Consider the following 23,474-nt stretch of genomic DNA (forward strand, 5'->3'; position numbering starts at 1 on the left):
CGGGTCAGGAGCCTGCGGTCTTGAACTCCTCTGGGAGCTCCGGGAACCGCTCGCCGACGCTCTGCAGCGCCCCGGCGAACGTCACCGGCCAGGCTTCGAGCAGAGCAACGTACGTCCAGCCGCCCTCGCGGTGAGCGGTAAGCGCCGCCTCCGGGTGGGTCCAGACCTGGAGCCGGTCGCCGCCCACCCCGATCACCTGCCCGGTGACCCCGCCGGCCGCGTCGGAGCCGAGGAACGCGACGAGCCCGGCGACGTCGTCCGCCGTGCCGAAGCCGAGATCGTGCCGGAAGAACGCCGGCATCGGCTCGCCCTGCTCGGCCGCCTGCACGGCGGCGGCGAAATAGGGAACCGTTGCGGTCATGGCGGTCGCGGCCACCGGAACCACGGTGTTGGCGGTGATGCCGGCCCGCTTGAGCTCCAGTGCCCAGGTGCGCGTCATGCCGACGATGCCCGCCTTGGCGGCGGCGTAGTTGGTCTGGCCGAAGTTGCCCCGCTGGCCGGTGGGGGAGCCGATGCAGATGATGCGGCCACCCTCGCCGGCCGTCCGCATGTGTCGCACCGCCGCGCGCACCGTGGTGAAGGTGCCGCGCAGGTGCACGTTGATGACGGTGTCGAAGTCCTCGTCGGTCATCTTCCACAGCACGGTGTCGCGCAGCACCCCGGCGTTGGTGACCAGGATGTCGAGTCGACCGAAGGTCTCGACGGCGGCAGCGACCAACCGTTCGGCGGTCTCGGTCGGGCCGACCGGAGCGACCACCGCGGCGGCCCGGCCACCGAGCGCCTCGATCGACGCGACGGCGTCGGCAGTGGCCTGCGCGTCTACATCGTTCACCACCACTGCGGCGCCCTGTCGGGCGAGCTCCTGCGCGTACGCGAGGCCGAGACCGCGGCCGGATCCGGTGACGATGGCGACCTTGCCGTCCAGGGACATGGGGAACTCCTTCGTGTTCACCCGATCTGAGCACGGACCGTTGAAAATGTCAATCATTGGTGAAACGCGCTACCATCGTCGCCATGTGCGCTAGCGGGAAGACCCGGACGCCGGGGCGGGACGCCCTGCGGGACAGCGTGCTCGGCGGTGACCTGGTCTTTCTGCTGGCCCGCGCCAACGCGCTCACGCTCGCGGCGGCCAACGCCGCGCTCGCCGAGCACGGGCTCAAGGCGCGGTCCTACTCCGTGCTCGCGCTGGCCGCGGACGGGGTTCGGCCCACCCAGCGGGAGCTGGCCGAGTTCCTCCGCCTCGACCCGAGTCAGGTCGTCGCGCTTGTCGACGGGCTCGAAAAGCGTCAGTTGGTGGAGCGCCGCACCGATCCCGCCGACCGGCGGGCCAACGTCGTCGTCGCGACCGACGCCGGCCGGGATCTGTTCTCCCGTGCCCAGCAGGCCGCCCGTGCCGTCGAGTTGGGGCTGCTGGCCACGGTGACCCCCGAGGAGCACGAGCGGCTGGCCGGTCTGCTGCGCCTGCTCGCGTTTCCCGACTGAGCGCCGTCGGGGCGTACCGACCTACCCGGCAGACCGCCGCGAACCGTACGAGGTGCCGAAGGATCGGGATATGGTCCGGCCGGCCGCCTGGACCAGCGGCGCCAGCGCCACCGGGTCCGCCCGGTGCTGGGCGACCACGAGTGAGATCGCGGCGACCACCGAGCCTTCCGGTCCGCAGATCGGCGCCGCGACCGAGAGGGCGTCCATGGTGACCTGCCGGTCGCTGACCGCGTACCCGGTGCGGCGCACCTCGGCCAGCCCGCGTCGCAGTCGCCCGGGATCGGTGACGGTCAGCGGGGTGTACCGCTCCAACGGCGTCGCCAGCACCTTTTCCTGCACCTCGGCCGGCGCGTACGCGAGCAGCACCAGCCCGACGCCGGTGGCGTGCAACGCGAAGCGGCCCCCGACCCGGGTGAGCACCGGCACCGCGTGCCGCCCGGCGATCCGTTCGATGAAGACGAGTTCGGCCCACAGCAGTAGACAAGCCCGTCGACCGGCTGTCCCAGCAGCTCGTCCAGGTCGAGCAGGCCGGTCTCGTCCTGGGGAAACAGGCGCACCCGGTCGCCGTACTTCTCCCGCAGCGCGTCGGCGAACGCCATCGTGGCGCGGCTGCGTCCGCCGTACACCAGTCGCCAGTCGGCTCCTGCGGCGTCGGCGTCGGCGACCATCGGCCTGATCGGGGTGATGCCGATGCCACCGGCGACGAACAGGTAGCGCGCCGCCGCCACCAGCGGGAAGTTGTTCCGTGGCCCGCGCACCCGGACCGTCGCGCCCGGGGTGAGCCGCTCGTGCACGTGCCGTGAGCCACCGCGCCCCTGCGGCTCCAACTGGACCGCGACCCGCAGGGTGGCCCGGTCGGCCGGGTCGCCGCAGAGCGAGTACTGGCGCACCAGCCCTGGCCCGAGTTCCAGGTCGAGGTGGGCACCCGGCGACCAGGCGGGCAGGTCACCGCCGCCGGGGCGGCACAGGCCCAGCACGGCGACACCCTCCGCCGGCCGGTCCCGCTCGGCCACCACCAGCTCCGCGCCGTCCAACTCGTCGGCGGTCATGCCGGCACCACCGACCGGGTCGGTGCGGCGTGCGGGGTCGGTGCGACCGCCTCCGGCGGCTGATGACCGTACGGGTGGGCGAGCAGCCACTCCCACAGCTCGACAGGTTCCTCGGCGACGCGCTCGGCACCGCAGTGGCAGATTCCGCGCAGCGTGTCGGTGCCCGGCATCCAGTGGATCCGGTAGATCCGGTCGCCGGTGAGCATGCTGGCCGGCTCGGTCATCGGGGCGCCCCCACCGTCCCCGCATCGACCATCCGGGCGATAAGCCGTCGGGCGGCGAGCCCGCCGGTGTCGATGTTGATGCTGAGTTCCTGGTACTTGTCCGGCTCGGACGCGATCACCTGCTCCAGGATGTTCAGCGCCGTCACGTCCTGCATGACCACCGTGCGGTTGCTCTGGTGCAGGTACTCGCTCACCGACTCGTCGTCGATGGCGAAGTCGCGGGCGACCGCCCAGAAGTCGTAGGTGGTGTGCTCCGTCGACGGCGTGATGGCGTACACGATCTCGGCGTGGAAGGCGTCGCTGTCCTCGCCCTCGGCGGGCGGGTAGAGGCCTGGTCGTAGGTGAAACCGTGATAGCCGCAGACGATGGTGTCGCCGTCGAGGCGGCTCTCCGACAGCGGGTAGCGACGGTGCACGCACCTGTCGGCGAGCGCCACGGCCTCCCCGGACTCGGTGCGGTAGAGAACCAGCGGCTCACCCAGCACGGTGCGGGCGAGCAGGTCCCGCCCGACCTCGTTGCGGTAGGCCGTCACGTACCACTGGTTGCGGGCGAACGCCATGGTGACCCCACCTCTCTCGCCGACGGACCGGGGGCGCGGTCGGATGATCCCGTGACCCGACCGGTGACCGGCAGCGCCTATTTCACTCAGTGAAAGGCCATGCGGCCTTTCGCCGGTCGCCGCGACGCTGCGATGATCGTCGGCGTGACGGGGGTCGAGGAACCAGTGCGTACGGATGCAGCTCCCCGCCCGGACGAGGGCGGCCTGGGGGCTCGGTTCTGGCGGCTCTGGTCGGCGTCGGCGGTGTCCAACCTGGCCGACGGGATCGTCAAGATCGCGCTGCCGTTGGTCGCCGTCGGCTACACCCGCTCACCGCTGCTGGTGGCCGGGGTCGCCACCGCGTACAGCCTGCCCTGGCTGCTGTTCGCGCTGCCGGCCGGCGCCCTCGCCGACCGGCTCGACCGGCGGCGGGTGATGCTCGCCGCCAACACCCTGCGCGCGGCACTCATCGGCGCACTGGCGCTGGCGGCGGCCTTCGACGCCGGGTCGATCTGGCTGATCTACCTGGTGGCACTCGGCCTCGGCGTCGCCGAGACCCTCTACGACACCTCCGCCCAGTCGATCCTGCCCCAGGTGGTCACCCGCGACCAGCTACCCCGGGCCAACGGCCGACTGGCCGCCGTGGAACTCGCCGCCAACCAGTTCATCGGCCCGCCACTCGCCGGTTTCCTGATCGCCGCCGGAGTGGCCCTGGCGCTCGCCGGGCCGGCGGTGCTGTGGGCGCTTGCCGTCGCCGCGCTGCTCCTGGTCGCCGGCCGGTTCCGGATCGAACGCGACGCCCCGACCACGATGCGGGCCGACATCGCCGAGGGGCTGCGTTTCCTCTGGCGGCACCGGCTGCTGCGCACCCTGGCCACGATGGTCGGGACCAGCAACTTCATCACCAGCGGCATCTTCGCCGTGCTGGTGCTCTACGCGGTCGGCCCGGACTCGGCCATCGGCCTCACCGAACCCGGGTACGGGGTCCTGCTCACCACCATCGCCGCCGGCATCGTGCTCGGCTCGGTCGCCACCGCCAAGATCGAACAACGGCTCGGGCGGTCCCGCACCCTGGCGCTCTCCGTGCTGGCGATGGCCGCCGTCGTCGGCGTACCGGCGCTGAGCACCAACCCCTTCGTGATCGGCACGGTCTTCTTCGTGGGCGGGATCCTGCTCGCCACCTGGAACGTCATCACCATCTCGCTACGCCAACGCATCACCCCGGACCGGCTGCTCGGCCGGGTCAACAGCGGCTACCGCATGCTGGCCTGGGGAAGCATGCCGGCCGGCGCGCTGGTCGGGGGTCTGCTGGCCGAGGCGTTCGGCCTCCGCGCGGTCTTCGCCATCCTGGGGTCGCTGACGTTGACCCTGCTGCTCGGCATGTTCGTCGTCACCGACGCCAACATCGACGCCGCCGAGAGAGACGCCGCCGAACGCGACGAGGCGCGCTGATCCTGCGGTCCGATGGGGCGCTGGAGCCGGCGGTAAGCGAGACTCGGATCGAGATCCATGCACGATCGGTACAGTGCCCGAGTGAAAGGGTCCGAGGAGCGGGTGATCGACCTGGACGTGATCGGCGAGCGGTCGCTCCGGTCCGGCGGCGGACCGCGGTACTGGTGGCGGCGGTTGGGAGTATCCGCCCGGGTGCCGGTCCTGGTCGCGCTGGGCTTGTTCCTACTGGGAGGCGTGATTGGGGGCACCGTTACGCACGAGTGGGTTCTCACGCAGCAGGATCAGGCGGAGGCTTCGGACATTTCGGTGTTGGTGCTCGCCGAAACGACAGGTCTGATGACGGCTGGTGTTGACGGGCAGCGAGTGCGTGTCGACGGGCAGATGGCGGTCGTGAATGCCGGTCCGCGGTCGATCAATGTCCAGGATCTGACGGGGGACCAGCAAGGGCTCACCCTGCGGGCCATCGAGAAGCAACGGTGGATCCAACCCGCCGCCTGGTTGAGAGTTGACGTCACCGCGACATTGGACTGTGCCATCGGCATTCCGGCTGAGCCCGTTGCGCTCCAGATAGTGGTTCAGACCGATGACGGACGGTTCAGCCAAGTGTCGATCCCCGTGGCACTTCAGCACACTCGTTGGCAGGAATCGGTGGATCGATCATGCGTCGGTGTCGGGGGCAACTAGTGCCAAGACCAGTGCCGGCCGTAGCCACTGGCCCTGCGGATAGGACAACAACGGGGAAACTGTCGCCTCGAAGCGAACGGAGACGACAACAACAGGGAAGTTGCACTCACGCTTAGCCAAGCAACACGCCGGACGGCAGCGTTCCACCCCGTTGGTCGCGGATACTGGCCGGATGGTGGAGGAACAGTGCATCGGGTCGACGCGGTGGACGATCCACGGTGAGCGGGTGGTGGATGGTAGCCGGCGGGCGCGGTTGAGCATCGCTGATGTGGAGTTGCCGGATGGGGTGCGGTTCGAGCAGTACGTGATCCGGGCGCCTCGGTCGGCGATGGCTGCGGTGCTTGACGGTCAGGAGCGGTTGTTGCTGATGCGGCGGCATCGGTTCGTGTTTGATCGGTGGGTGTGGGAGCTGCCCGGTGGCTACGTCGATGAGGGGGAGGACCCGGCGGCGTGTGCGGTCCGGGAGGTTGAGGAGGAGACCGGTTGGCGTCCGGGTGCGGTGGAGTCGCTGCTGTCGTTCCAGCCGTGGGTGGCGACCGCAGACGCGGAGAACCTGCTGTTTCTTGCCCGTGATGCGGAGCACATCGGCGCGCCGGTGGACGTGAACGAGGCCGAGCGGGTGGCTTGGATCCCGCTTGAGGAGGCCCGGCATCTCGTCTCCCAGGGCGAGATCGTGGGTGCCGGTACGGTCATTGCCGTATTGGAACTGGTCGCGCGTAAGGCTCACGGCGAGTTGTAGTCAGCGGCGCTGCCCGAGGACAGCATCGATGCGGGTGATGAGGTTCCGGACTGCTGGTCGGCGGCGGTGTGCCATGAGGTCCGATTGCAGGTCACGCACGTAGCGGACGGCGCGGGCGGACTTCAGTTGCGTGGTAAGGGTGAGGGCTTGTCCGCCGATGGCGCTGGCGCGGTCGGGCTCGCTGTGGCGGGCCTGGATGGTGGCCAGGAGCGCGAGGTTGAAGGCTTTGCCGCGTACGTAGAGTTCGTCCATCAGCAGCGAGCGGGCGGCGAAGCGTTCGGCATGGCGGTGATGGCCGAGTGCGGTGAAGCAGTGGCCGAACTTGGCTGACAGATTCGCCTCGTCGAAGTAGCCGAGCCACTGCGGGTCGCTGCTGCGGTCGGCTCGGTCGAGGGCTCGTTCCGCCTGGTGCAGTGCGGTGGCGCAGGCGGCCGAGTCGCGGGAGGCGGCGTGGGCGTGGGCTTCCATGACCAGCGCTTCGGCGGTCAGGACGGTGATTCCGGCGCGGTCTGCGGTGTGTCGGGCTGCCCGGGCGAGGTCGATGCCGGTGGCGGTGTGGCCGAGGTAGGTGGCTTGGTGGCTCATCGCGGCGAGGATTTCGGCACCCAAGCCGGGATCGTCGGCGGTGCGGGCCAGGTCGAGGGCATGGGTGAGGTATCGCTGGGCGAGGCCGTGCTCGGCCATGTCGTACGCCTGCCAGCCGGCGAGCTGCGTCAACTCGGCAACGGCGGTGAGCAGCTTGCGGCCGGTTTGCGGGTCGTATCGGCCCTCCGTCAGCAGGGGCGTGACCTCCTGGTGAAGGTAGCGGGTTACATTCTCGCGGGCGTGGCCGCCGCCGTACTGGTTGTCGAGCCGTCGGTATGTGGCGGTCATCTCGCGGATGGTGTCGATGTCGGGCTTACCGACCGTTCGGCGGCCCTCCTGCGCGACGGGTTGCGGGCTGGTGGCGGTGAACCAACGCAGCGCTGGCAAGGTGTACGCGGCGGAGCTGAACACGGTCTGGCGGAGTACTTCTCGACGGTTCACGTCGCCTTCCCATAGCTGCGCGACAGCGCGCACATCCTCACGCCAGGAGCGGTTGGCCGGCACATCACTTTGCCGGCCGTCCCGACGATTGACCATGTCAGGGCGACATGACCGCCGGCGCGGAGCGAGACCAAGCGTCATCCGTGACTCGTCGGGCATACCGCAGCCGTCGGCGATTCGCTCCAGCACCTCAATGGAGGTCACCCGCCGGCCGGCGATGATCCGGCTGACGTAACCCTGCTCCAGGCCTACGGCGGCACCGATGCGCGTCTGGCTCGCCCCGGTGTGCCGGGAGAACAGCCGAAACAGTGCGCCAACATCGCGGGTAGCCAGTGCCGTACGTACGTCCTCGCGTGACCAGAGGTCATCAGGAATCCGAAGATGGTCGAGCAGCACAGCGGCTCCCAGCGTCGTGAGTCGACTACTCATGGTGCTCAACGTGGAGCCTATGGTCGTTCTCCGGGCTGGTCGAGGCAGCCCATATCACCGTGACATGACCAGCCGACATGGCCGCCGCAGCTAGTCCGGCGGAATCGTCTCGCACATGAACTTCGACGCCGACCACGCGCCGGGCCTGGTGTGGGAAGGCACCCTCCACGGCCCAGAAGCTCTCACCCGGTCCGCCCTCGTGACCCTGAGCGAGGGGGGACTGTGACCCTCCGATCGCACCTGTATGGGCTGATGCGATGGCTGCTGCGGCGTCCTGAACCGCCACCACCGCCGGGGACCGGCCAGCGGTACCAGGACGTCGAGCAGGCGGCAGCGCAGCAACGGTTACTCGACCATGCGGCACGCCTGCGGCCCGACGGCAGCCCTGAGGCGGCGTTGGAAACGCCCGGCAAGCCAGCCAGCAGGCCTGAGCCAGGGAAAGTTCGGTGAGCCGAGCGATGGCGGATTCATTCAGCCGGTCAACTTCCAGCAGTCGGCGCGTCTCGTACGACGAGTACCTGTCGGCCACCGCGTTGACGTTCGCCCGCCGGCATCGGCCGGTCTGGTCCTGGCAACTGTGGCGGCGTACCTGTCGCTGTGGTGCCGATCTGCCGTGTCGTGCCCGGCATCGGATTCCGATCAATCGGGGGCACTGGCCGCAGGAGGGTGAGCAGTGATCGGCGGCCCGGAGCAGGCGATCCTTGCGGTCCATGTGCGCGGGCTCGACGGCATGTGCATCGGCTGCCGGGCGTGGTGGTCGCGGCTTGCCCCGTACCCCTGCTGGCAGGTGGAGTGGGCGACCAGCCGGCAGGCCCACGTGAGCGTCGCCCGGTTCCTGGGCGGTGTGCGGTGAGCACCCACGGCCCGGTGCTGCCGATCTGGAGCTGCGGCGGCTGCGACCTGCCTTGGCCGTGTCCGACCCGGCGGCGGGAGCTGCGCGCGGAGTACGCGGATGCTCCGGTGTCGCTGGCCCTCTACCTCGGTGGCTATCTCGTGCAGGCAGCCGAGGACATGCCCTGGGCGCCGGCTGGCGCACTGCACCGCCGCTTCATCGGCTGGACCAGACAGCCGCCGGACGTGCCCCAGCGGAGTACCGCAACTGTGCCAGCCAAACCAGACCGGGCCAGATGATCTCGGACGACGCCCGATCAGGCCGGCGTCCGGAGAGTCCGCACCGCACGCGTCAGTCGAACAGGACCACTGTGCGGGCGCCCTCGCCCCGGGCCATCCGGGCCAGCGCCTCCGGCGCGTCGTCGAGGGTGATCCGGTCGGTGACCAGGAAGTCGAGGTCGAAGGTGCCGTCGAGCACCGCGCGGGCCAGCTCGGGCACGTCGCGGTCCGGGTCGGAGGAGCCGTACACCGAGGAGCGCAGGGTGCGGGCGGAGTGGAAGATCTCCAGGGCGCTGAGGGCGAGCATGTCGTCCTTGCCGCCCATGCCGACCACGATGACCTGCCCGCCACGGCGGGTGGCCCGCCAGGCGGCGCGGATGGTGGTGGCCCGGCCGACGCACTCGACCGCGTGGTCGACGCCCCGGCCGTCGGTGAGCGACCGTACCGCGCGGCTGAGGGTGTCGTCGGCGAGTAGGAAGTCGGTGGCGCCGGCGGCGTGAGCCAGTTCGGCCTTGGCGGGTGCGACGTCGACGGCGATGACGCGGGCGGCACCTGCCGCGCGGGCGGCGGCGACCGCGGAGAGGCCGACGCCGCCGAGACCGATGACGGCGACCGAGTCGCCGGGCCGCACGTCGGCGGTACGGCGGATCGCGCCGACGCCGGTGAGCACCGCGCAGCCGAGCAGCGCGGCGGTGGGGAAGGGCAGGTCCGGCGGTACGGCGACAACGGCCTGCTGCGGCACCACCACCTGCTCGGCGAGCGCACCGAGGCCGAGGGTGACGTGCAGCGGCTCGCCGTCGATGGTGTGCCCGACGGTGGCGGCGGGGATGCCGGAGCGTTCGCAGAGCCACGGTTCGCCGTGCCCGCAGTACCAGCAGGACCGGCACGGGGGAGCCCAGTCGAGCACCACGTGGTCACCGACGGCGATCCGGTCGACGTCGGCGCCGACCTTGACCACCACGCCCGCGGCCTCGTGGCCGAGCAGCAGCGGGTACGGCGCGGCGATGGTGCCGTCGACCATGGACAGGTCGGAGTGGCAGACCCCGGCCGCTCGGACCGCCACCCGTACCTGGCCGGGGCCGATGGGAGGCGGCGAGACCTGTTCCACCCGGGGTGGCGTGCCGACGCCCCGGACCACCAGGCCCCTCACCGTTGGATCGCCTTCACTTCGCAGAACTCCTCAAGCCCGTGCACACCCAGCTCACGGCCGAGGCCGGACTGCTTGTAGCCGCCGAACGGGGCGAGCGGGTTGAACGGTGCGCCGTTGATGTCGACGGCGCCGGTACGCAGCCGGCGGGCAACCCGCAGCGCCCGCTCCTCGTCGCCGGACCACACCGCGCCGGCCAGCCCATAGCGGGAGTTGTTGGCGACCCGTACCGCGTGGTCGTCGTCGTCGATCGGGATGACCGCCAGGACCGGCCCGAAGACCTCCTCCTGCGCGAGGGCGCTGTCGGGATCGACGTCGGCGATGACTGTCGGGGCGACGAACCAGCCCCGCTGCGGGACCGGGGCGTCGGGGCCGCCGGCCACCAGCCGGCCGCCGTCGGCGAGGCCCCGGGTGATGTGGTCGCGTACCCGGTCGCGCTGTCGGGCGGAGACCAGCGGGCCGAGCCGGGTGGCGGGGTCGAGCGGGTCGCCGAGCCGGTAGCCGTCGGTCGCCTTGGCGGCCAGGTCGAGGGCCTCGTCGTAGCGGTCCCGGTGCACCAGCATCCGCGTCCAGGCGGTGCAGGTCTGCCCCGAGTTGAGGAAGGCGTTGCCGACGCCAACCTTGACCGCGCCGGCCAGGTCGGCGTCGTCGAGGACCACGTTCGCCGACTTGCCGCCCAGCTCCAGTGACACCCGGGCGATCCGGTCGGCGGCCAGGTGCGTGATCCGCCGGCCGGTGGCGGTGGAGCCGGTGAAGGAGACCAGGTCCACGCCGGGATGCCCGGCGAGGGCCTCGCCGACCACCGGCCCGGTGCCGGTGACCAGGTTGACCACGCCGGGCGGCAGGCCGGCCTCGTCGATGGCGTCGAAGAGCAGGTACGCGGTGAGCGGGGTCAGTTCGCTCGGCTTCAGCACCAGCGTGCAGCCGGCGGCCAGGGCGGGTGCGAGCTTGGCGACGATCTGGTGCAGCGGGTAGTTCCACGGGGTGATCGCGCCGACCACGCCGACGGGTTCGCGTACCACCAGGGAGTTGCCGACGGTCTGCGGCGCGGGCGGGTGCGCGGCCAGGTCGACGTAGCTGCGCAGCACGGTCAGCGGCAGCCCGGCCTGGACGCGGGTGGCGACCTTCAGTGGGGTGCCGAGTTCAGTGGCGACGGTGTGCGCGATGTCGTCGGCGCGGGCGGTCAGGGCGGCGTGCAGCCGGTCGAGGTGGGCGGCCCGGTCGGCGGGGTCGGTCGCCGCCCAGCCTTCGAAGGCGGCCCGCGCGGCGGCCACGGCCCGGTCGACGTCCTCGGCCGTGCCGGCCGGGACGGTGCCGATGACCTGCTCGGTCGTCGGGTTGTGCACCTCCAGCGGCTGGCCGCCCTCGGCGCGCACCCAACTGCCGTCGAGGTAGAAGTCGGTCCGTACGGATTCCATGGGCTCCTCACCTCGACTAAAACTAGCGGTGCAAGTTTGGACTCTAGTACGCCGGGCCGCCCGGCGGGAGGGGTGGCAGCGGGCCGACGACGCCTTCGTAGGTCTGTGACAGCCCGTCGATCAGCGCCTCCAGGCCCAGGGTGAAGGCGCCCTCGTCGACCTGGTGCTGGTGCTCGGCCAGGCGGTGGGCCTGACTCAGGTGCGGGTACTGCTCGGCGTAGAGCCCCGGATCCTCCACGAAGCCCTGGGCGAAGGAACTGAGCGCGGAACCCATCACGAAGTAGCGCATCAGCGCGCCGATGTGCGTCGCCCGGGCGGGTGGCCAGCCAGCCGCGACCAGCCCGCCGTAGACGGCGTCGGCCATGGCCAGAGCCGCCGGGCGTCGACCGGGTCCGCGCGCCAGGTGCGGCACGATGTTCGGATGGGCGGCGAGGGCGGCCCGGTAGGAGTGCCCCCAGCGGCGCAACGCCTCGCGCCAGTCGACCTCACCGAAGAACGACACGTCGACCTGGCCGGTGATGCTGTCCGCGACCGCGTCGAGGATCTCGTCCTTGGTGGCGAAGTGGTTGTACAGCGAGGGCCCGCGCACGCCCAGCGCGGCGGCGAGCCGTCGGGTGGAGAACGCGTCGAGCCCTTCGGCGTCGATCAACGCGGCGGCGGCCTCGACGATCCGCTCCCGGCTGAGCAGGGCCTGTCGCGGCCGGGGCATGGGCGTCCTCCTTCTGGTGGGTGGCTCGCGGGGAACTTTGCCACACCGGGGTCTGGACAGCATAAAACTTGCACCGCTAGTTTACTGCCATGGACCTTCACCTCTCGCCCGAGCAGGTCGCGGTCCGGGCGCTCGCCGCCGACTTCGTCGACCGCGAGGTGGTGCCGCACGCGGCGGCCTGGGACCGACGCGAGGCGGTCGACCCCGGCATCGTCGGCAAGCTCGGCGAGGTCGGCTTCCTCGGCCTCACCATCGCCGAGGAGCACGGCGGATCCGGCGGCGACCACCTCGCGTACTGCCTGGTGCTTGAGGAACTCGGCCGGGGCGACTCCGCCGTCCGGGGCATCGTGTCGGTCTCGCTCGGCCTGGTCGCCAAGTCGATCGCCAGCCACGGCAGCCCGGAGCAGCGGGAACGGTGGCTGCCGGCGCTCTGCTCCGGCGCCGCGCTCGGCTGCTTCGCGCTCACCGAACCGGACAGCGGCTCGGACGCGGCGGCGCTGACCACCCGCGCGGTCCGCGACGGCGACGACTGGCTGCTGACCGGCCGCAAGACGTTCATCACCAACGGCACCACCGCCGACGTGGCGCTGCTCTTCGCCCGTACCGGCGGCCCGGGCCACCGGGGCATCACCGCGTTCCTGGTGCCGACCGACAGCCCTGGCCTGACCCGGTCGGAGATCAAGGGCAAGCTGGGCCTGCGTGGGCAGGCGACCGCCGAACTCGTCCTCGAAGCCGTCCGGGTGCCCGACACCGCCCGCCTGGGCGCGGAGGGTGCCGGCTTCAAGCTGGCGCTGGCCACCCTCGCCAAGGGACGGATGTCGGTAGCGGCCGGCTGCGTCGGCATCGCCCAGGGCTGCCTGGACGCGGCCGTCGGCTACGCCGGAGCCCGCACGCAGTTCGGCAAGCCGATCGCCGGGCACCAGCTCGTGCAGCAGCTGCTCGCCGGCATCGCGGTCGACACCGCCGCGGCGCGGCTGCTGGTCTGGCGGGTCGCCGACCTGATCGACCGGGGCCAGCCGTTCGCCACCGAGGCGTCGATGGCCAAGCTGTTCGCCAGCGAGGCCGCCGTCCGCGCGGCCAACGACGCCATCCAGGTCTTCGGTGGGTACGGCTACATCGACGAGTACCCGGTCGGCAAGTACCTGCGCGACGCCCGCGTCACCACCCTCTACGAGGGCACCAGCCAGATCCAGCAGTTACTCATCGGGCGGGCGCTCACCGGCGTCAACGCCTTCTGAATTCGGGAGAGGAACCGTGAGCACATGGACTTCGGGCTGTCCGACGAGGAACGGGCCATCCGCGACACCGCCCGCGACTTCATCACCCGCGAGGTCATGCCGCTGGAGCAGGAGCTGCTGCGCCGCGAGCGGGCCCACCAGCCCGGCCTGGAACGCTCCGAGCTGAGGGAGTTGCAGCTCAAGGCCCGAAAGTTCGGCTTCTGGGGGCTGGCCACGCCGGCGGAGTACGGCGGCATGGACCTGCCCGCCGTCGTCCAGTCGCTGATCTGGACGGAGATCGGCCGCACCTTCGTGCCGTTCCGCTTCGGCGGCGAGGCGGACAACATCCTCTTCCACGCCACCGAGGAACAGCGGCAGGAGTTCCTGCTGCCCACCATCGAGGGGGAGCGGAACTCCTGCTTCGCCATCACCGAGCCGGGCGCCGGCTCCGACGCGGCGAACATCCGGTTCCGGGCCCGCCGCGACGGCGACGACTGGATCCTCAACGGCGAGAAGACCTTCATCACCGGCGGCAACGAGGCCGACTTCGCCATCGTCATCGCGGTCACCGACCCCGAGCGCGGGGCCCGCGACGGCGGGGCGACCGCGTTCCTGGTGGACCGGGCGATGGGCTGGCGGTCGGAGTTCATCCCCACCATGGGCGAGGGCGGGCCCGCCTCGCTGTTCTTCGACGACGTACGGGTGCCGAACCGCAACATCCTCGGCGAGGTGGGGCAGGGTTTCACCCTCGCCATGCAATGGATCGGCAAGGGCCGCTACACGATCCCCTCACACGCCGTCGGCATCGCCGAACGCGCGCTGCGGATGGCCATCGACCACGCCAACACCCGAGAGACCTTCGGTTCGAAGATCGGCACCAACCAGGCCATCCAGTGGATGATCGCCGACTCGGAGACCGAGCTGGAGGCGGCCCGCTGGCTGATCCTGCGCGCGGCCTGGACGGTCGACGCCGGCCTGGACCCGAGGCACGCCTCCTCGATGGCGAAGCTCTACGGCGCCGGCATGGTCAACCGGGTGGTCGACCGGGTCATGCAGATCCACGGCGGGATGGGCTACACCCGCGAGCTGCCGATCGAACGCTGGTACCGGCAGGTGCGGCTGTACCGGATCTTCGAGGGCACCGACGAGATGCAGCGACTGATCATCTCCCGCGACCTGTTGCGCGGTTACACGAAGCTCGGAGGGCACCTGGGATGAGGCGCTTCGCCAGCATCGACGAGTTGGCCGGCGCGGTCGGCGAGCGACTCGGGCCGGGCCCGTGGTTCCCCATCGACCAACGCCGGGTCAACAGGTTCGCCGACGCCACCGACGACCACCAGTGGATCCACCTCGACCAGGAACGGGCGGCGGCCGGGCCGTACGGCGGCACCATCGCCCACGGCTACCTGACGCTCGCCCTGCTGCCCGCCCTGGTCGGCGGCCTGTACCGGGTGGACGGGGTGCGGATGGGGGTCAACTACGGCCTCAACCGGGTCCGGTTCCCGGCACCGGTGCGCGTCGGCAACTCGGTGCGGGTCGTCGCGACGATCGACCAGGTCAGCCCGTTCGAGGGCGGAGCGCAGCTGGTGGCCACGGCGACCGTGGCGGGTGACGGCGGTGGCAAGCCGGTCTGCGTGGCCGAAACGGTCAGCCGGCTGTACACGGACCCGCCCCGATGACCGCGCTCTCCCCGGCGACCGTGCTGGCCGGTTCCGCCGACCGGCACGCCGACACGGTCGCCGTGATCGACGGCCGGGTCCGGGTCACGTACGCCGAGCTGTGGTTGGAGGCCCGCTGCTACGGCGCCGGGCTGCGGGCCGCCGGGGTGCGCAACGGCGACGCGGTGGCCCTGCTCGCGCCGAACGTGGTGGACTTCCCCCGGGTCTACTTCGGTGCCCTCGCCGCCGGTGCGGTCGCCGTACCGGTCGGCGTGCCGGTCGGTCCGCAGGCCGTCCACCTGGCCCGGGCGGCGCGGCTGCTGGTCTGCCACACCTCGCACCTGGCCGCCGGGCGGCGGATCAGCGTACGGGCCGGCGTCCCGCTGCTCACGGTCGGTCCCGGCCGGGGCCCGTCCGACGTGCCCCGGCTGGAGGATCTCGGCGACGTCCCACCCGGCCCTACCGGCGGGCTCGCGGACACCGACCTCGACCCCGCCGGCCGCACCGAGGCCGATCCGGACGACACCGACGTGGTGCTCGGCTGCCTGCCGCTGGGCGGCCGGTTCGGTCAGGCCGTCACGCTGACCGGCACCTTCCGGGCGGGAGCGACCCTGGTGCTGCTGGGCCGCTTCACCGGCCCGGCGGCGCTGGATCTCATGCTGCGCGAGCAGGTCACCGTCTTCCACGGCACGTCGGCGATGTACGCGGCGCTGCTCGACGCGGCCCGGGGCCGGGATTCGCTGCCCCGGCTGCGCCGCTGGGTCAGCCGGGCACCCCTGCCACCGTCCCTGCGGCAGCGCTTCACCAGCACCTTCGACGCGGTCGTCCACGTGGCGGACGGGGAGCACGACTCGTCCGGGAGGCCGGATGCGTCCACCGGCCGGGTGCGTACCGCTCGGCGGCTCCGCTCGCGCCGACTGGGCTGCCCCGGCGAGCGGTACCGGCGAGGGCCCGGAAGCTAGTGCGGTGGCCCGCAGCGGTCGCCGGGTCGGGCACGAGCGGCGAGTGGTGCTTCGACCCGCGACCGGTCCGGGCAGTACGGCTCGACGGTGATCCAGAACCGGCACACCCTGGCCCAGAGTGCGTCGAGGTCGATCTCGCACAGCGGCCGAGGTGGCGGTGCTGCGGCGCGGTGCCGATCGGCGTGCGGGCCGTCCCGGCGTCCTCGCCTACGATTCGCCCATGATCCGAGACGAGCTGGTGCCGGCCGAGGTGCGGCTGCGCCCGATGACGGCGGACGACGCCGACCGGGTACTGGCGATCTACCAGGCCGGGCTGGACGGCGGGAACGCCAGCTTCGAGACCGTCGCGCCGTCCTGGGCCGACTTCGACGCCGGCCGGTTGCCGGCCCACCGGCTGGTGGCGGTCGACGGGGACGGGACGCTCATCGCTTGGATCGCCGTGTCACCGACCTCGGCGCGGGCGGTCTACGCCGGGGTGGTGGAGCACTCCGTCTACGTCGACCCGGTCGCCCAGGGGCGGGGCGTGGCCCGGCTGCTGCTCGACGCGCTCATCGAGTCGACCGACGCGGCGGGCATCTGGACGATCCAGTCCGGCGTCTTTCCCGAGAACGCCGCCAGCCTGGCGCTGCACCGGCGGGCCGGTTTCCGGGTGGTCGGCACCCGCGAACGGGTGGGCCGTCACCACGGCCGTTGGCGCGACGTCGTCCTGCTGGAGCGCCGCAGCCCGGTGGTGGACTGAACCGCGTCGGCGGGGACCGGCGAGCGGCCGGCCCCCGCCTGCGGTGTTACGGGTACTGCTCCAGGTAGACCGGAGCGCCGACCCGGTCCATGTCGGCCGCCTCGCCGACGCCGTTGACCACGTGGTCGATGGTGCCGGCGCTGAGGTTCACCGTCATGATGTGGTGCAGCCGGATGCCGGGGCGTACCGGCACCTCGAAGCCGTTCTCGGTACGGATCGACGGGTTGTTCTGGTTGAACACGTACACCCCGCCACCGTGCAGCGTGTGGTGGCGGACCCGGTCGCCGACCTTGTATCCGGCCCACCCGTTGACCTTGCCGTTGTGCCAGTCCGCCTGGGTGGGCGGGTCGTAGGGCAGCTCGTTCTGGTAGAGGATCGTCGTGCCGTGCTCACCGTTCCACACCGTGTTGTACCGCTGAAAGTGCTCGACGAACAGGCCGGTGGCGGTGACGTGGTCGCCGTTGACGACGACGCCGTAGCGACCGGTGTTGGTCCGCCAGCGGTCGGTGTCGCCGTTGACGCCCTCGGTGAAGCCCTCGACACCGTGGTCGCCCCGCCACACCCAGGTGTGGTCGATCAGCACGTGGTCGCTGTTGACCTCCAGCGCGGTGTCCGTCTTGCCGATGTGCGGGCCGCCGACCCGGAAGTACACGTCGGACAGCGTGATCGGGTTACGCGGGGTGCTGTGGTTGCGGCCGTGCTCGCGACCGACCCGCAGCAGCACCGGTGATTCCTTCAGACCCGCGTCGATGGTGACCCCGGCGACGACCACGCCGGGCACCCCGGCGACGTTGAGCGGCACCGCGCCGTTGACCGCGGTGAGGGTGGCGTGCCCGATGCCGAGCACGATCGTGTCGGGCCGGCGGACCTCGATGCTGCGGGCCACATCGTACACCCCGGGGGTCAGCAGCAGGTGCCGGCCCCGGGCGAGTTCCCGGTTGATGACGTGCACCGGGTCGGACGGCCGGGCGACGAAGAAGTCGCTGATCGGGATGGTCCGTCCCGGCGTCATCCGGGCACCCCAGGTGATGCCGCGCGTGTCGCGGCGCACGGTCGGCACCCGAACCTGGTACTTCCCCCTGGCGTCGACGAAAAGGTACGGCTTCTCCCGGCTCAGCGGGGTCGTGTCGAGCGTGGTGTACGGCGGGTCGGGGAAGCCGGTGTCGTCGGGTGCGCCGACCACCCCGGCGAACACCTGGTTCCACACGGCGTTGGACCAGCTCTCGACCTCGCTGTTGCGGGTCAGCCACTGCTGCTGTGAGCCGTTTGTGGTGGCCGGCAGCCGGGAGTCGGCGATGAAGCCGCCGCTGGCGTACTGCGGCCCGTTGGTGCAGTAGTCCATAAGCGACAGCCCGCCGCCGCTGATGTCGAGCCGGCGCATCGACACGGCCTGGGACACCGCCCAGAAGTTGGCCGAGGCGCGGCAGTCGTCCTGGCCGGCGGCGTTGATGCGCAGCGACAGGTTGCTCAGCGTGCGCCAGAAGTTGACGAGCGCGATGCAGTTGGCGGTGCCGCCCTCGGTGAGGCAGCGGTTGTACGCCTCGACCTTGCCGTTGATCACTACGTCGGTGGGGGAGGCGCCCAGGCCGGAGATCTCGGTGTAGTAACCCACCTTGATCTGGAGCGGCTGTTCGGTGGTGCCGTAGTGGCCCGGCCGGAACAGGTAGGCGTGCCGGGTGGTGCCCATCTCGTTGTCGACCTGTGCGGCGTGTGCCGCGTCGAGGGTCGCCTGGATCTGGCTGACCGGCATGCTCGGGTCGAAGATCGTGACGTTGGGCCCGAAGGTGGGTTGGGTTGGTCGGGGCGGGCCCGCGCTGACCGGGGTGTTCGTGGCGACCGCGGCGGTGGTCAGCGCCAGCCCGAAGGCCAGTGCCCGACCGAGTCGTCGGTGCGGTGATGGGGTCGGCATGCTTTCGTCCTTCCCGTCGGGCCGATCGATGGCGAGCCCGACGACACGATGGACCAATTCGTGAGAGCGCTCTCTCATCGAGCGGACTTGTATCACGGTGTGAAGAAACGGGGTCCAGATGTTTCTACCCCGTAACGCCGCCGCGCGCCATGCCCCGGAGCGGGTGAATCCACGATCGACACCGTTCCGGCGCCCCCCGACGGAGAGGTATCTCAGACCTCGGAAAGGCCGACGTAATTCTCCGCGAGGCTTGTCGCGTACGCCGGGGAGGTGGTGACGTACCGCAGGGCCGCCGACTGGAGTTTCGCCTCGTACGGGTCGTCGGCGTTGAGTCGGTGCAGCATCGAGGTCATCCACCAGGAGAACTGCTGTGCCCGCCACACCCGGCGCAGCGCGGTACGCGAGTAGCCGTCCAGCAGGTCGCCGCTGCCGTCGGCGTACCAGGCGACGAAGGCGTCACCGAGCAACGCGACGTCGGCGAGGGCCAGGTTCATGCCCTTGGCCCCGGTAGGCGGCACGATGTGCACCGCGTCGCCGGCCAGGTACAGCCGCTGCCACTGCATCGGCTCGACCACCAGGCTGCGCAGCGGAGTGATCGACTTCTCCAGCACCGGCCCCTCGTTGAGCGTCCAGTTCGGCACCGTCTCCAACCGGGTCCGCAGCTCGGCCCAGATCCGCTCGTCCGGCCAGTCGGCGATGTCCTCTTCGGCCGGCACCTGGAGATACAGCCGGGAGATCTGCGGCGAGCGCATGCTGTAGAGGGCGAAGCCGCGCTCGTGATGGGCGTAGATCAGCTCCTCCACCGCGGGCGGGGCGGCGGCGAGCACGCCCAGCCAGGCGAACGGGTAGGTGCGCTCGTAGGTGGTCAGCAGCCCGTCGGGCACCGTCGGTCGGCTGATCCCGTGGTAGCCGTCGCAACCGACCACGAAGTCGCAGTGCAGCTCCTCGGCCCGGTCCTGGTGCCGAAAGTGGATCACGGGGGCGGTGTCCAGCCCGGACAGCCGGTCGGCGGGTGCCTCGAACAGGATCGTCCCGCCCGCCGCCAGCCGGGCGGCGATCATGTCCTTGACCACCTCCTGCTGGCCGTACACGGTGATCGCCCGGCCGGTCAGCTCGGTCATCGGCACCCGGTGCGATTCGCCGTCGAAGCGCAGCTCGATGCCCTCGTGCCGCATCCCCTCCCGGTCCAGGCGCGCTCCCAGGCCGGTGTCCCGCAGCAGGTCGACCGAACCCTGTTCGAGCACGCCCGCGCGTAGCCGCTGCTCCACGTACTCCCGGCTGCGGCTCTCCAGCACCACCGAGTCGATCCCGTGCCGGTGCAGCAGGTGCGACAGCATGAGACCGGCCGGTCCCGCTCCGACGATGCCGACCTGGGTGCGCATCCATGCCTCCTGGGGGCCTAGAAGGGATAGCGGGTGATGTCGCCCTGCACGGTGAGCCACTGCGTCTCGGTGAACGCCTCGACGTTGGCCGCCGCACCGCCGAAGCGGGAACCGGTGCCGGACGCGCCGACCCCGCCGAACGGCGCCACCGCCTCGTCGCTGACGGTCTGGTCGTTGATGTGCACGATGCCGCTGGGAATGCGCTCGGCCAACGCCATCGCCTTCATCACGTCGCGGCTGAGGATGCCGAGCGACAGCCCGTACTCGCTGGCGCCGGCCAGCGCCGCCGCCTCGTCCAGGTCGCTAAAGGCGAGGACCGGGGCGACCGGGCCGAACACCTCCTGCGCGTACGCCGGGGTGGTCGGGGTGACATCGGCGAGCACGGTGGGCCGGTAGAACAGCCCCTCGTAGCTGCCACCGGCAGCCAGCCGGGCACCCGCGTCCACGCTCGACGTGACCAGCGCGTGGATCTTGTCGCGCTGCGCCTCGTCGATGATCGGCCCGAGCGCCACCTGCTCCTTGGCGGGGTCACCGACCGGCAGGCGGTCGGCCTTGGCGGCCAACTCGGTGACGTACCGTTCGGCGAGGCTCTTGTGCACCAGGTGCCGGCCGGTGGTCATGCAGATCTGCCCCTGGTGCAGGAAGGAACCCCAGGCGCCGGCCGAGACGGCGAGGTCCAGGTCCGCGTCGTCGAGCACCACCAGCGCCGAGTTGCCACCCAGCTCCAGGTGCGCCCGCTTCAGGTGCCGGGCCGCGGCCTCACCGACCTTGCGGCCCGCGGCGGACGACCCGGTGAAGCTGATCACCCGTACGCGCGGCTCGGCGACCAGCGCCTCGCCGGTCGCGACGCCGCCCGGCAGCACGTGCAGCAGGCCCTCGGGCAGCCCCGCCTCCTCGAAGACCCGGGCGATGGACAGCCCACCGCAGACCGCCGTACGCAGGTCCGGCTTGAGCACCACCGCGTTGCCCAGCGCCAGCGCCGGGGCAACCGAGCGGATCGCCAGGATCAGCGGAGCGTTGAACGGCGAGATGACGCCCACCACGCCGACCGGTAGCCGGCGGGCCAGGCTCAGTCGGGGCTGGGCGCTCGGGATGATCTCACCGAGCGCCTGCGAGGGCAGCGTGGCTGCCTCGTAGCACTCCTGCGCGGCGGTGCCGGTCTCCAGGCCGCCCTTCGGCGGGATCGACCCGGACTCGCGGACCACCCAGTCGCCGACCTCGGCGGCGTGCTGCTCCCACAACGCGCCGGCCCGGCGCAGCACGGCGGCCCGCTCGGTGTAGCTGGTGGCGGCCCAGGCCCGCTGCGCGGCGGCGGCCCGGATGCTGGCCCGCGCGACGTCGTCGGCGTCGGCCACACCGACCTGGCCGATCTCCTCCCCGGTGGCGGGGGCGCGAACGGTGGCGGTGCCGCCGGAGGCCCGCACCCAGCCGTCGCTGTAGATCCGGCCGTGCCAGGTGTCGGTGTCGAGCAGTGGCATGGTGATCCTCCTTGCGTCGCAGGTGGGACAGCCACGGGCGGTGACCAGCGGGGTGGTTCCGGCCACGCCTGGTACGTGCGACGGCCCGGCGGTAGCCAGGGCCGACTACACACGTCGCATGTTCGCCTGCCGAACAAGCGTTCTCATCAAGGACATTTGCACGGGACTCGGCTCGCGTCAACGGATCACCGCAACATTTCTGCGGCAGGTCGGACCGGTTGATCCGGCCGGCCGGGAGCGCGTTGACGAACGTCGTCGACTCCGATTACGTTCGAGATAAGTACGCCGGTCCGCATGCCGAACAGCGGTCGGTGGGTGCGTGACACAGGAGGCAGGGAGGCCCATGGCGAAGCTCGTCCCGCTGGCCGACGGCATCGCAGAGCTGGTCCGCGACGGGGACACGGTGGCGCTGGAGGGATTCACCCACCTGATCCCGTTCGCCGCCGGCCACGAGATCATCCGGCAGGAGCGGCGCGACCTGACCTTGGTGCGGATGACCCCCGACGTCATCTACGACCAGCTCATCGGTGCCGGCTGTGCCCGCCGCCTGGTGTTCTCCTGGGGCGGCAACCCCGGCGTCGGGTCGCTGCACCGCTTCCGCGACGCCGTGCAGAACTCCTGGCCCGTCCCGCTTGAGCTGGAGGAACACAGCCACGCCGGGATGGCCAACCGCTACGTCGCCGGTGCCTCCGGCCTGCCGTTCGCCGTGCTACGCGGCTACACCGGCACCGACCTGCCCCGGCACACCAGAAACATCCGCAGCATCGACTGCCCGTTCACCGGGGAGACGCTGACCGCGGTCCCCGCGCTCAACCCCGACGTGACAGTGGTGCACGCCCAGCGCGCCGACCGCGCCGGCAACGTGCAGATGTGGGGCATCACCGGCGTGCAGAAGGAGGCGGTGCTGGCCGCCCGCCGGTCCCTGGTCACCGTCGAGGAGATCGTCGACGAGTTGACCCCGGTGCCCGGTCAGGTGGTGCTACCCGGCTGGGTGATCACCGCCGTGGCGCACGTCCCCGGGGGTGCCCATCCCTCGTACGCGCAGGGCTACTCGGTGCGGGACAACGCCTGCTACGTCGCCTGGGACGAGATCAGCCGGGACCGTGCCACCTTCCAGGACTGGATCGAACGGCAGGTCCAGAACGCGGGGGCGAAGGCATGAGCGAGCGTCAGCGAGCGAATCATCAACTCAGTGCGTCGGTGCCTCATGTCGGCCCGCAGCGCAGCGGAGGGCCGGCATGAGTCAGTACACCGCCGACGAGATGATGACAGTGGCGGCGGCCCGGCAACTGCGCGACGGCACCGCCTGCTTCGTCGGGATCGGCCTGCCCAGCACCGCGGCGAACCTGGCCCGCGCCACCCACGCGCCCGACCTGGTGCTGATCTACGAGTCCGGCTGTCTCGGCGCCAAACCCGATCGGCTGCCGCTCTCCATCGGTGACGGCGTGCTCGCCGACACCGCCGACGCGGTGATCCCGGTGCCCGAGGTGTTCAACTACTGGCTGCAACCCGGGCGCGTTGACGTCGGGTTCCTCGGCGCCGCGCAGCTCGACCGGTACGGCAACATCAACACCACGGTCATCGGTGGCGACTACACCGACCCGAAGGTGCGCCTGCCCGGTGCCGGTGGCGCTCCCGAGATCGCCGCCTCCTGCGGCGAGGTGGTGGTGATCGTCCGGCAGAGCCGGCGTACCTTCACCGAGCGCGTCGACTTCGTCACCTCGGTCGGCTACGGCGGCGGCCCCGGCGACCGGGCACGGCTCGGTCTACGCGGCGGTGGACCCCGCACCGTCATCACCGACCTCGGCGTCCTTGAGGCCGACCCGGACAGCTGCGAACTCACCCTCACCCGGCTGCACCCGGGCGTCACCGTCGAGCGGGTCCGCGAGGCCACCGGCTGGCCGCTCGCCGTCGCCGGCGACCTGAGCACCAACGAGCCACCGACCGCCGAGGAACTCACCGTGCTGCGCGCCCTCGAAGCGACAATGCGGGCGGCGGCATGACCGGCCAGCCTCAGCCCGAACCGCCGGGCGGTGCGGTCGTCGGCGGGCACCCGCTCGAATCCTTCGGGTCGCGGATACTCGGATCTACTGAAGGGGAGGAGCGGCCTTGACCCAGGACG

25 protein-coding genes and 1 pseudogene are annotated in these 23,474 nt (G+C 71.3%); 13 read left to right on the forward strand and 13 right to left on the reverse strand.

Translation table 11 applies throughout. The features are described from left to right. Positions 1–4: 4 nt before the first annotated feature. Positions 5–931: an SDR family NAD(P)-dependent oxidoreductase gene (locus O7601_RS20505; protein ID WP_281562711.1), complete on the reverse strand. Its 927-nt coding sequence runs from the start codon at positions 929–931 to the stop codon at positions 5–7. 83 nt (positions 932–1,014) lie between these two features. On the opposite strand from O7601_RS20505, the gene O7601_RS20510 reads away from it, so the two are divergent. Then, positions 1,015–1,482: a MarR family transcriptional regulator gene (locus O7601_RS20510; RefSeq protein WP_281562712.1), complete on the forward strand. Its 468-nt coding sequence runs from the start codon at positions 1,015–1,017 to the stop codon at positions 1,480–1,482. 21 nt (positions 1,483–1,503) lie between these two features. Here the strand turns inward: O7601_RS20510 and O7601_RS20515 are convergent, their stop codons facing one another. The 5 genes from O7601_RS20515 to O7601_RS20535 are packed head-to-tail and all read right to left on the reverse strand — an operon-like array spanning position 1,504 to position 3,314. Next, positions 1,504–1,848: an IclR family transcriptional regulator C-terminal domain-containing protein gene (locus tag O7601_RS20515; protein ID WP_281562713.1), complete on the reverse strand. Its 345-nt coding sequence runs from the start codon at positions 1,846–1,848 to the stop codon at positions 1,504–1,506. Further along, on the reverse strand, positions 1,773–2,531 hold the full coding sequence (locus O7601_RS20520) for a ferredoxin reductase (protein WP_281562714.1): 759 nt from the start codon (positions 2,529–2,531) through the stop codon (positions 1,773–1,775). Before O7601_RS20520 ends, O7601_RS20515 begins: the two co-directional genes overlap by 76 nt. Beyond that, on the reverse strand, positions 2,528–2,755 hold the full coding sequence (locus O7601_RS20525) for a hypothetical protein (RefSeq protein ID WP_281562715.1): 228 nt from the start codon (positions 2,753–2,755) through the stop codon (positions 2,528–2,530). Before O7601_RS20525 ends, O7601_RS20520 begins: the two co-directional genes overlap by 4 nt. Continuing rightward, positions 2,752–3,033: a hypothetical protein gene (locus O7601_RS20530; protein WP_281562716.1), complete on the reverse strand. Its 282-nt coding sequence runs from the start codon at positions 3,031–3,033 to the stop codon at positions 2,752–2,754. The genes O7601_RS20525 and O7601_RS20530 overlap by 4 nt, the downstream gene beginning before the upstream one ends. Beyond that, entirely contained in the window at positions 2,946–3,314 is a 369-nt protein-coding gene (locus tag O7601_RS20535) for a Rieske 2Fe-2S domain-containing protein (protein WP_281562717.1), read from the reverse strand. Before O7601_RS20535 ends, O7601_RS20530 begins: the two co-directional genes overlap by 88 nt. A 144-nt stretch (positions 3,315–3,458) precedes the next feature. Between O7601_RS20535 and O7601_RS20540 the strand changes: the two genes are divergently transcribed. From O7601_RS20540 to O7601_RS20550, 3 genes are all read left to right on the forward strand, one after another. Then, the gene (locus O7601_RS20540) at positions 3,459–4,745 is read left to right on the forward strand and encodes an MFS transporter (RefSeq protein ID WP_281562718.1); all 1,287 of its coding nucleotides are present in this window, start codon (positions 3,459–3,461) and stop codon (positions 4,743–4,745) included. 81 nt (positions 4,746–4,826) lie between these two features. Then, positions 4,827–5,429 carry a hypothetical protein gene (locus O7601_RS20545; protein ID WP_281562719.1) on the forward strand — a complete coding sequence of 201 codons (603 nt, stop codon included), beginning with the start codon at positions 4,827–4,829 and terminating at the stop codon, positions 5,427–5,429. Between the two features lie 172 nt (positions 5,430–5,601). Beyond that, positions 5,602–6,168 (forward strand): NUDIX hydrolase, encoded by a 567-nt coding sequence (locus tag O7601_RS20550; RefSeq protein WP_281562720.1) that lies wholly within the window; start codon positions 5,602–5,604, stop codon positions 6,166–6,168. Here O7601_RS20550 and O7601_RS20555 read toward each other — a convergent pair whose 3' ends face one another. Continuing rightward, positions 6,169–7,590 carry a helix-turn-helix transcriptional regulator gene (locus tag O7601_RS20555; protein ID WP_281566986.1) on the reverse strand — a complete coding sequence of 474 codons (1,422 nt, stop codon included), beginning with the start codon at positions 7,588–7,590 and terminating at the stop codon, positions 6,169–6,171. Positions 7,591–8,092: 502 nt separating this feature from the next. Here O7601_RS20555 and O7601_RS29515 point away from each other — a divergent pair. Further along, positions 8,093–8,476 (forward strand): annotated as a pseudogene (locus O7601_RS29515) (hypothetical protein). After that, the gene (locus O7601_RS20570) at positions 8,473–8,754 is read left to right on the forward strand and encodes a hypothetical protein (protein WP_281562723.1); all 282 of its coding nucleotides are present in this window, start codon (positions 8,473–8,475) and stop codon (positions 8,752–8,754) included. The pseudogene O7601_RS29515 and the gene O7601_RS20570 overlap by 4 nt, the downstream one beginning before the upstream one ends. A 52-nt stretch (positions 8,755–8,806) precedes the next feature. Here the strand turns inward: O7601_RS20570 and O7601_RS20575 are convergent, their stop codons facing one another. The 3 genes from O7601_RS20575 to O7601_RS20585 are packed head-to-tail and all read right to left on the reverse strand — an operon-like array spanning position 8,807 to position 12,007. After that, positions 8,807–9,883, reverse strand: coding sequence for a zinc-binding dehydrogenase (locus tag O7601_RS20575; RefSeq protein ID WP_281562724.1), 1,077 nt, complete (start codon positions 9,881–9,883; stop codon positions 8,807–8,809). Then, entirely contained in the window at positions 9,880–11,298 is a 1,419-nt protein-coding gene (locus O7601_RS20580; RefSeq protein ID WP_281562725.1) for an aldehyde dehydrogenase family protein, read from the reverse strand. Before O7601_RS20580 ends, O7601_RS20575 begins: the two co-directional genes overlap by 4 nt. A gap of 43 nt (positions 11,299–11,341) precedes the next feature. After that, positions 11,342–12,007, reverse strand: coding sequence for a TetR/AcrR family transcriptional regulator (locus O7601_RS20585; protein WP_281562726.1), 666 nt, complete (start codon positions 12,005–12,007; stop codon positions 11,342–11,344). Between the two features lie 89 nt (positions 12,008–12,096). On the opposite strand from O7601_RS20585, the gene O7601_RS20590 reads away from it, so the two are divergent. The 5 genes from O7601_RS20590 (at position 12,097) to O7601_RS20610 (ending at position 16,583) form a co-directional block, all read left to right on the forward strand. Beyond that, entirely contained in the window at positions 12,097–13,245 is a 1,149-nt protein-coding gene (locus tag O7601_RS20590) for an acyl-CoA dehydrogenase family protein (RefSeq protein ID WP_281562727.1), read from the forward strand. 24 nt (positions 13,246–13,269) lie between these two features. Next, positions 13,270–14,442, forward strand: coding sequence for an acyl-CoA dehydrogenase family protein (locus O7601_RS20595; protein WP_281562728.1), 1,173 nt, complete (start codon positions 13,270–13,272; stop codon positions 14,440–14,442). Continuing rightward, a complete protein-coding gene (locus O7601_RS20600; RefSeq protein WP_281562729.1) occupies positions 14,439–14,903 on the forward strand; it encodes a MaoC family dehydratase in 465 nt (154 codons plus the stop codon). Before O7601_RS20595 ends, O7601_RS20600 begins: the two co-directional genes overlap by 4 nt. After that, positions 14,900–15,844 (forward strand): AMP-binding protein, encoded by a 945-nt coding sequence (locus O7601_RS20605; RefSeq protein WP_281562730.1) that lies wholly within the window; start codon positions 14,900–14,902, stop codon positions 15,842–15,844. Before O7601_RS20600 ends, O7601_RS20605 begins: the two co-directional genes overlap by 4 nt. Before the next feature lie 220 nt (positions 15,845–16,064). Beyond that, a complete protein-coding gene (locus O7601_RS20610; RefSeq protein ID WP_281562731.1) occupies positions 16,065–16,583 on the forward strand; it encodes a GNAT family N-acetyltransferase in 519 nt (172 codons plus the stop codon). Positions 16,584–16,629: 46 nt separating this feature from the next. On the opposite strand, the gene O7601_RS20615 is transcribed toward O7601_RS20610, so the two are convergent. The 3 genes from O7601_RS20615 to O7601_RS20625 all read right to left on the reverse strand — a co-directional run bounded on the left by O7601_RS20615 (position 16,630) and on the right by O7601_RS20625 (position 21,352). Then, positions 16,630–18,492 (reverse strand): adenylyl cyclase, encoded by a 1,863-nt coding sequence (locus tag O7601_RS20615; protein ID WP_281562732.1) that lies wholly within the window; start codon positions 18,490–18,492, stop codon positions 16,630–16,632. A gap of 212 nt (positions 18,493–18,704) precedes the next feature. Beyond that, entirely contained in the window at positions 18,705–19,874 is a 1,170-nt protein-coding gene (locus O7601_RS20620) for a 4-hydroxybenzoate 3-monooxygenase (protein WP_281562733.1), read from the reverse strand. Between the two features lie 17 nt (positions 19,875–19,891). Next, the gene (locus O7601_RS20625; protein ID WP_281562734.1) at positions 19,892–21,352 is read right to left on the reverse strand and encodes a benzaldehyde dehydrogenase; all 1,461 of its coding nucleotides are present in this window, start codon (positions 21,350–21,352) and stop codon (positions 19,892–19,894) included. 343 nt (positions 21,353–21,695) lie between these two features. Between O7601_RS20625 and O7601_RS20630 the strand changes: the two genes are divergently transcribed. Together O7601_RS20630 and O7601_RS20635 are read left to right on the forward strand one after the other, a co-directional pair. Then, complete coding sequence (locus O7601_RS20630; protein ID WP_281562735.1) at positions 21,696–22,514, forward strand: CoA-transferase; 819 nt, start codon at positions 21,696–21,698, stop codon at positions 22,512–22,514. 76 nt (positions 22,515–22,590) lie between these two features. After that, the gene (locus O7601_RS20635) at positions 22,591–23,355 is read left to right on the forward strand and encodes a CoA-transferase subunit beta (RefSeq protein WP_281562736.1); all 765 of its coding nucleotides are present in this window, start codon (positions 22,591–22,593) and stop codon (positions 23,353–23,355) included. Positions 23,356–23,474: the final 119 nt, after the last annotated feature.

The organism is Verrucosispora sp. WMMD573 (assembly GCF_027497175.1).
Taxonomy (GTDB): Bacteria; Actinomycetota; Actinomycetes; order Mycobacteriales; family Micromonosporaceae; genus Micromonospora.

What these genes read in the sequence shown, in the direction of transcription:
- O7601_RS20505 (WP_281562711.1), bottom strand. Translation starts at nt 931, where the DNA reads ATGTCCCTGGACGGCAAGGTCGCCATCGTCACCGGATCCGGCCGCGGT.
- O7601_RS20510 (WP_281562712.1), top strand. Translation starts at nt 1,015, where the DNA reads ATGTGCGCTAGCGGGAAGACCCGGACGCCGGGGCGGGACGCCCTGCGG.
- O7601_RS20520 (WP_281562714.1), bottom strand. Translation starts at nt 2,531, where the DNA reads ATGACCGCCGACGAGTTGGACGGCGCGGAGCTGGTGGTGGCCGAGCGG.
- O7601_RS20525 (WP_281562715.1), bottom strand. Translation starts at nt 2,755, where the DNA reads ATGACCGAGCCGGCCAGCATGCTCACCGGCGACCGGATCTACCGGATC.
- O7601_RS20535 (WP_281562717.1), bottom strand. Translation starts at nt 3,314, where the DNA reads ATGGCGTTCGCCCGCAACCAGTGGTACGTGACGGCCTACCGCAACGAG.
- O7601_RS20550 (WP_281562720.1), top strand. Translation starts at nt 5,602, where the DNA reads ATGGTGGAGGAACAGTGCATCGGGTCGACGCGGTGGACGATCCACGGT.
- O7601_RS20580 (WP_281562725.1), bottom strand. Translation starts at nt 11,298, where the DNA reads ATGGAATCCGTACGGACCGACTTCTACCTCGACGGCAGTTGGGTGCGC.
- O7601_RS20585 (WP_281562726.1), bottom strand. Translation starts at nt 12,007, where the DNA reads ATGCCCCGGCCGCGACAGGCCCTGCTCAGCCGGGAGCGGATCGTCGAG.
- O7601_RS20590 (WP_281562727.1), top strand. Translation starts at nt 12,097, where the DNA reads ATGGACCTTCACCTCTCGCCCGAGCAGGTCGCGGTCCGGGCGCTCGCC.
- O7601_RS20595 (WP_281562728.1), top strand. Translation starts at nt 13,270, where the DNA reads ATGGACTTCGGGCTGTCCGACGAGGAACGGGCCATCCGCGACACCGCC.
- O7601_RS20600 (WP_281562729.1), top strand. Translation starts at nt 14,439, where the DNA reads ATGAGGCGCTTCGCCAGCATCGACGAGTTGGCCGGCGCGGTCGGCGAG.
- O7601_RS20605 (WP_281562730.1), top strand. Translation starts at nt 14,900, where the DNA reads ATGACCGCGCTCTCCCCGGCGACCGTGCTGGCCGGTTCCGCCGACCGG.
- O7601_RS20610 (WP_281562731.1), top strand. Translation starts at nt 16,065, where the DNA reads ATGATCCGAGACGAGCTGGTGCCGGCCGAGGTGCGGCTGCGCCCGATG.
- O7601_RS20615 (WP_281562732.1), bottom strand. Translation starts at nt 18,492, where the DNA reads ATGCCGACCCCATCACCGCACCGACGACTCGGTCGGGCACTGGCCTTC.
- O7601_RS20620 (WP_281562733.1), bottom strand. Translation starts at nt 19,874, where the DNA reads ATGCGCACCCAGGTCGGCATCGTCGGAGCGGGACCGGCCGGTCTCATG.
- O7601_RS20625 (WP_281562734.1), bottom strand. Translation starts at nt 21,352, where the DNA reads ATGCCACTGCTCGACACCGACACCTGGCACGGCCGGATCTACAGCGAC.
- O7601_RS20630 (WP_281562735.1), top strand. Translation starts at nt 21,696, where the DNA reads ATGGCGAAGCTCGTCCCGCTGGCCGACGGCATCGCAGAGCTGGTCCGC.
- O7601_RS20635 (WP_281562736.1), top strand. Translation starts at nt 22,591, where the DNA reads ATGAGTCAGTACACCGCCGACGAGATGATGACAGTGGCGGCGGCCCGG.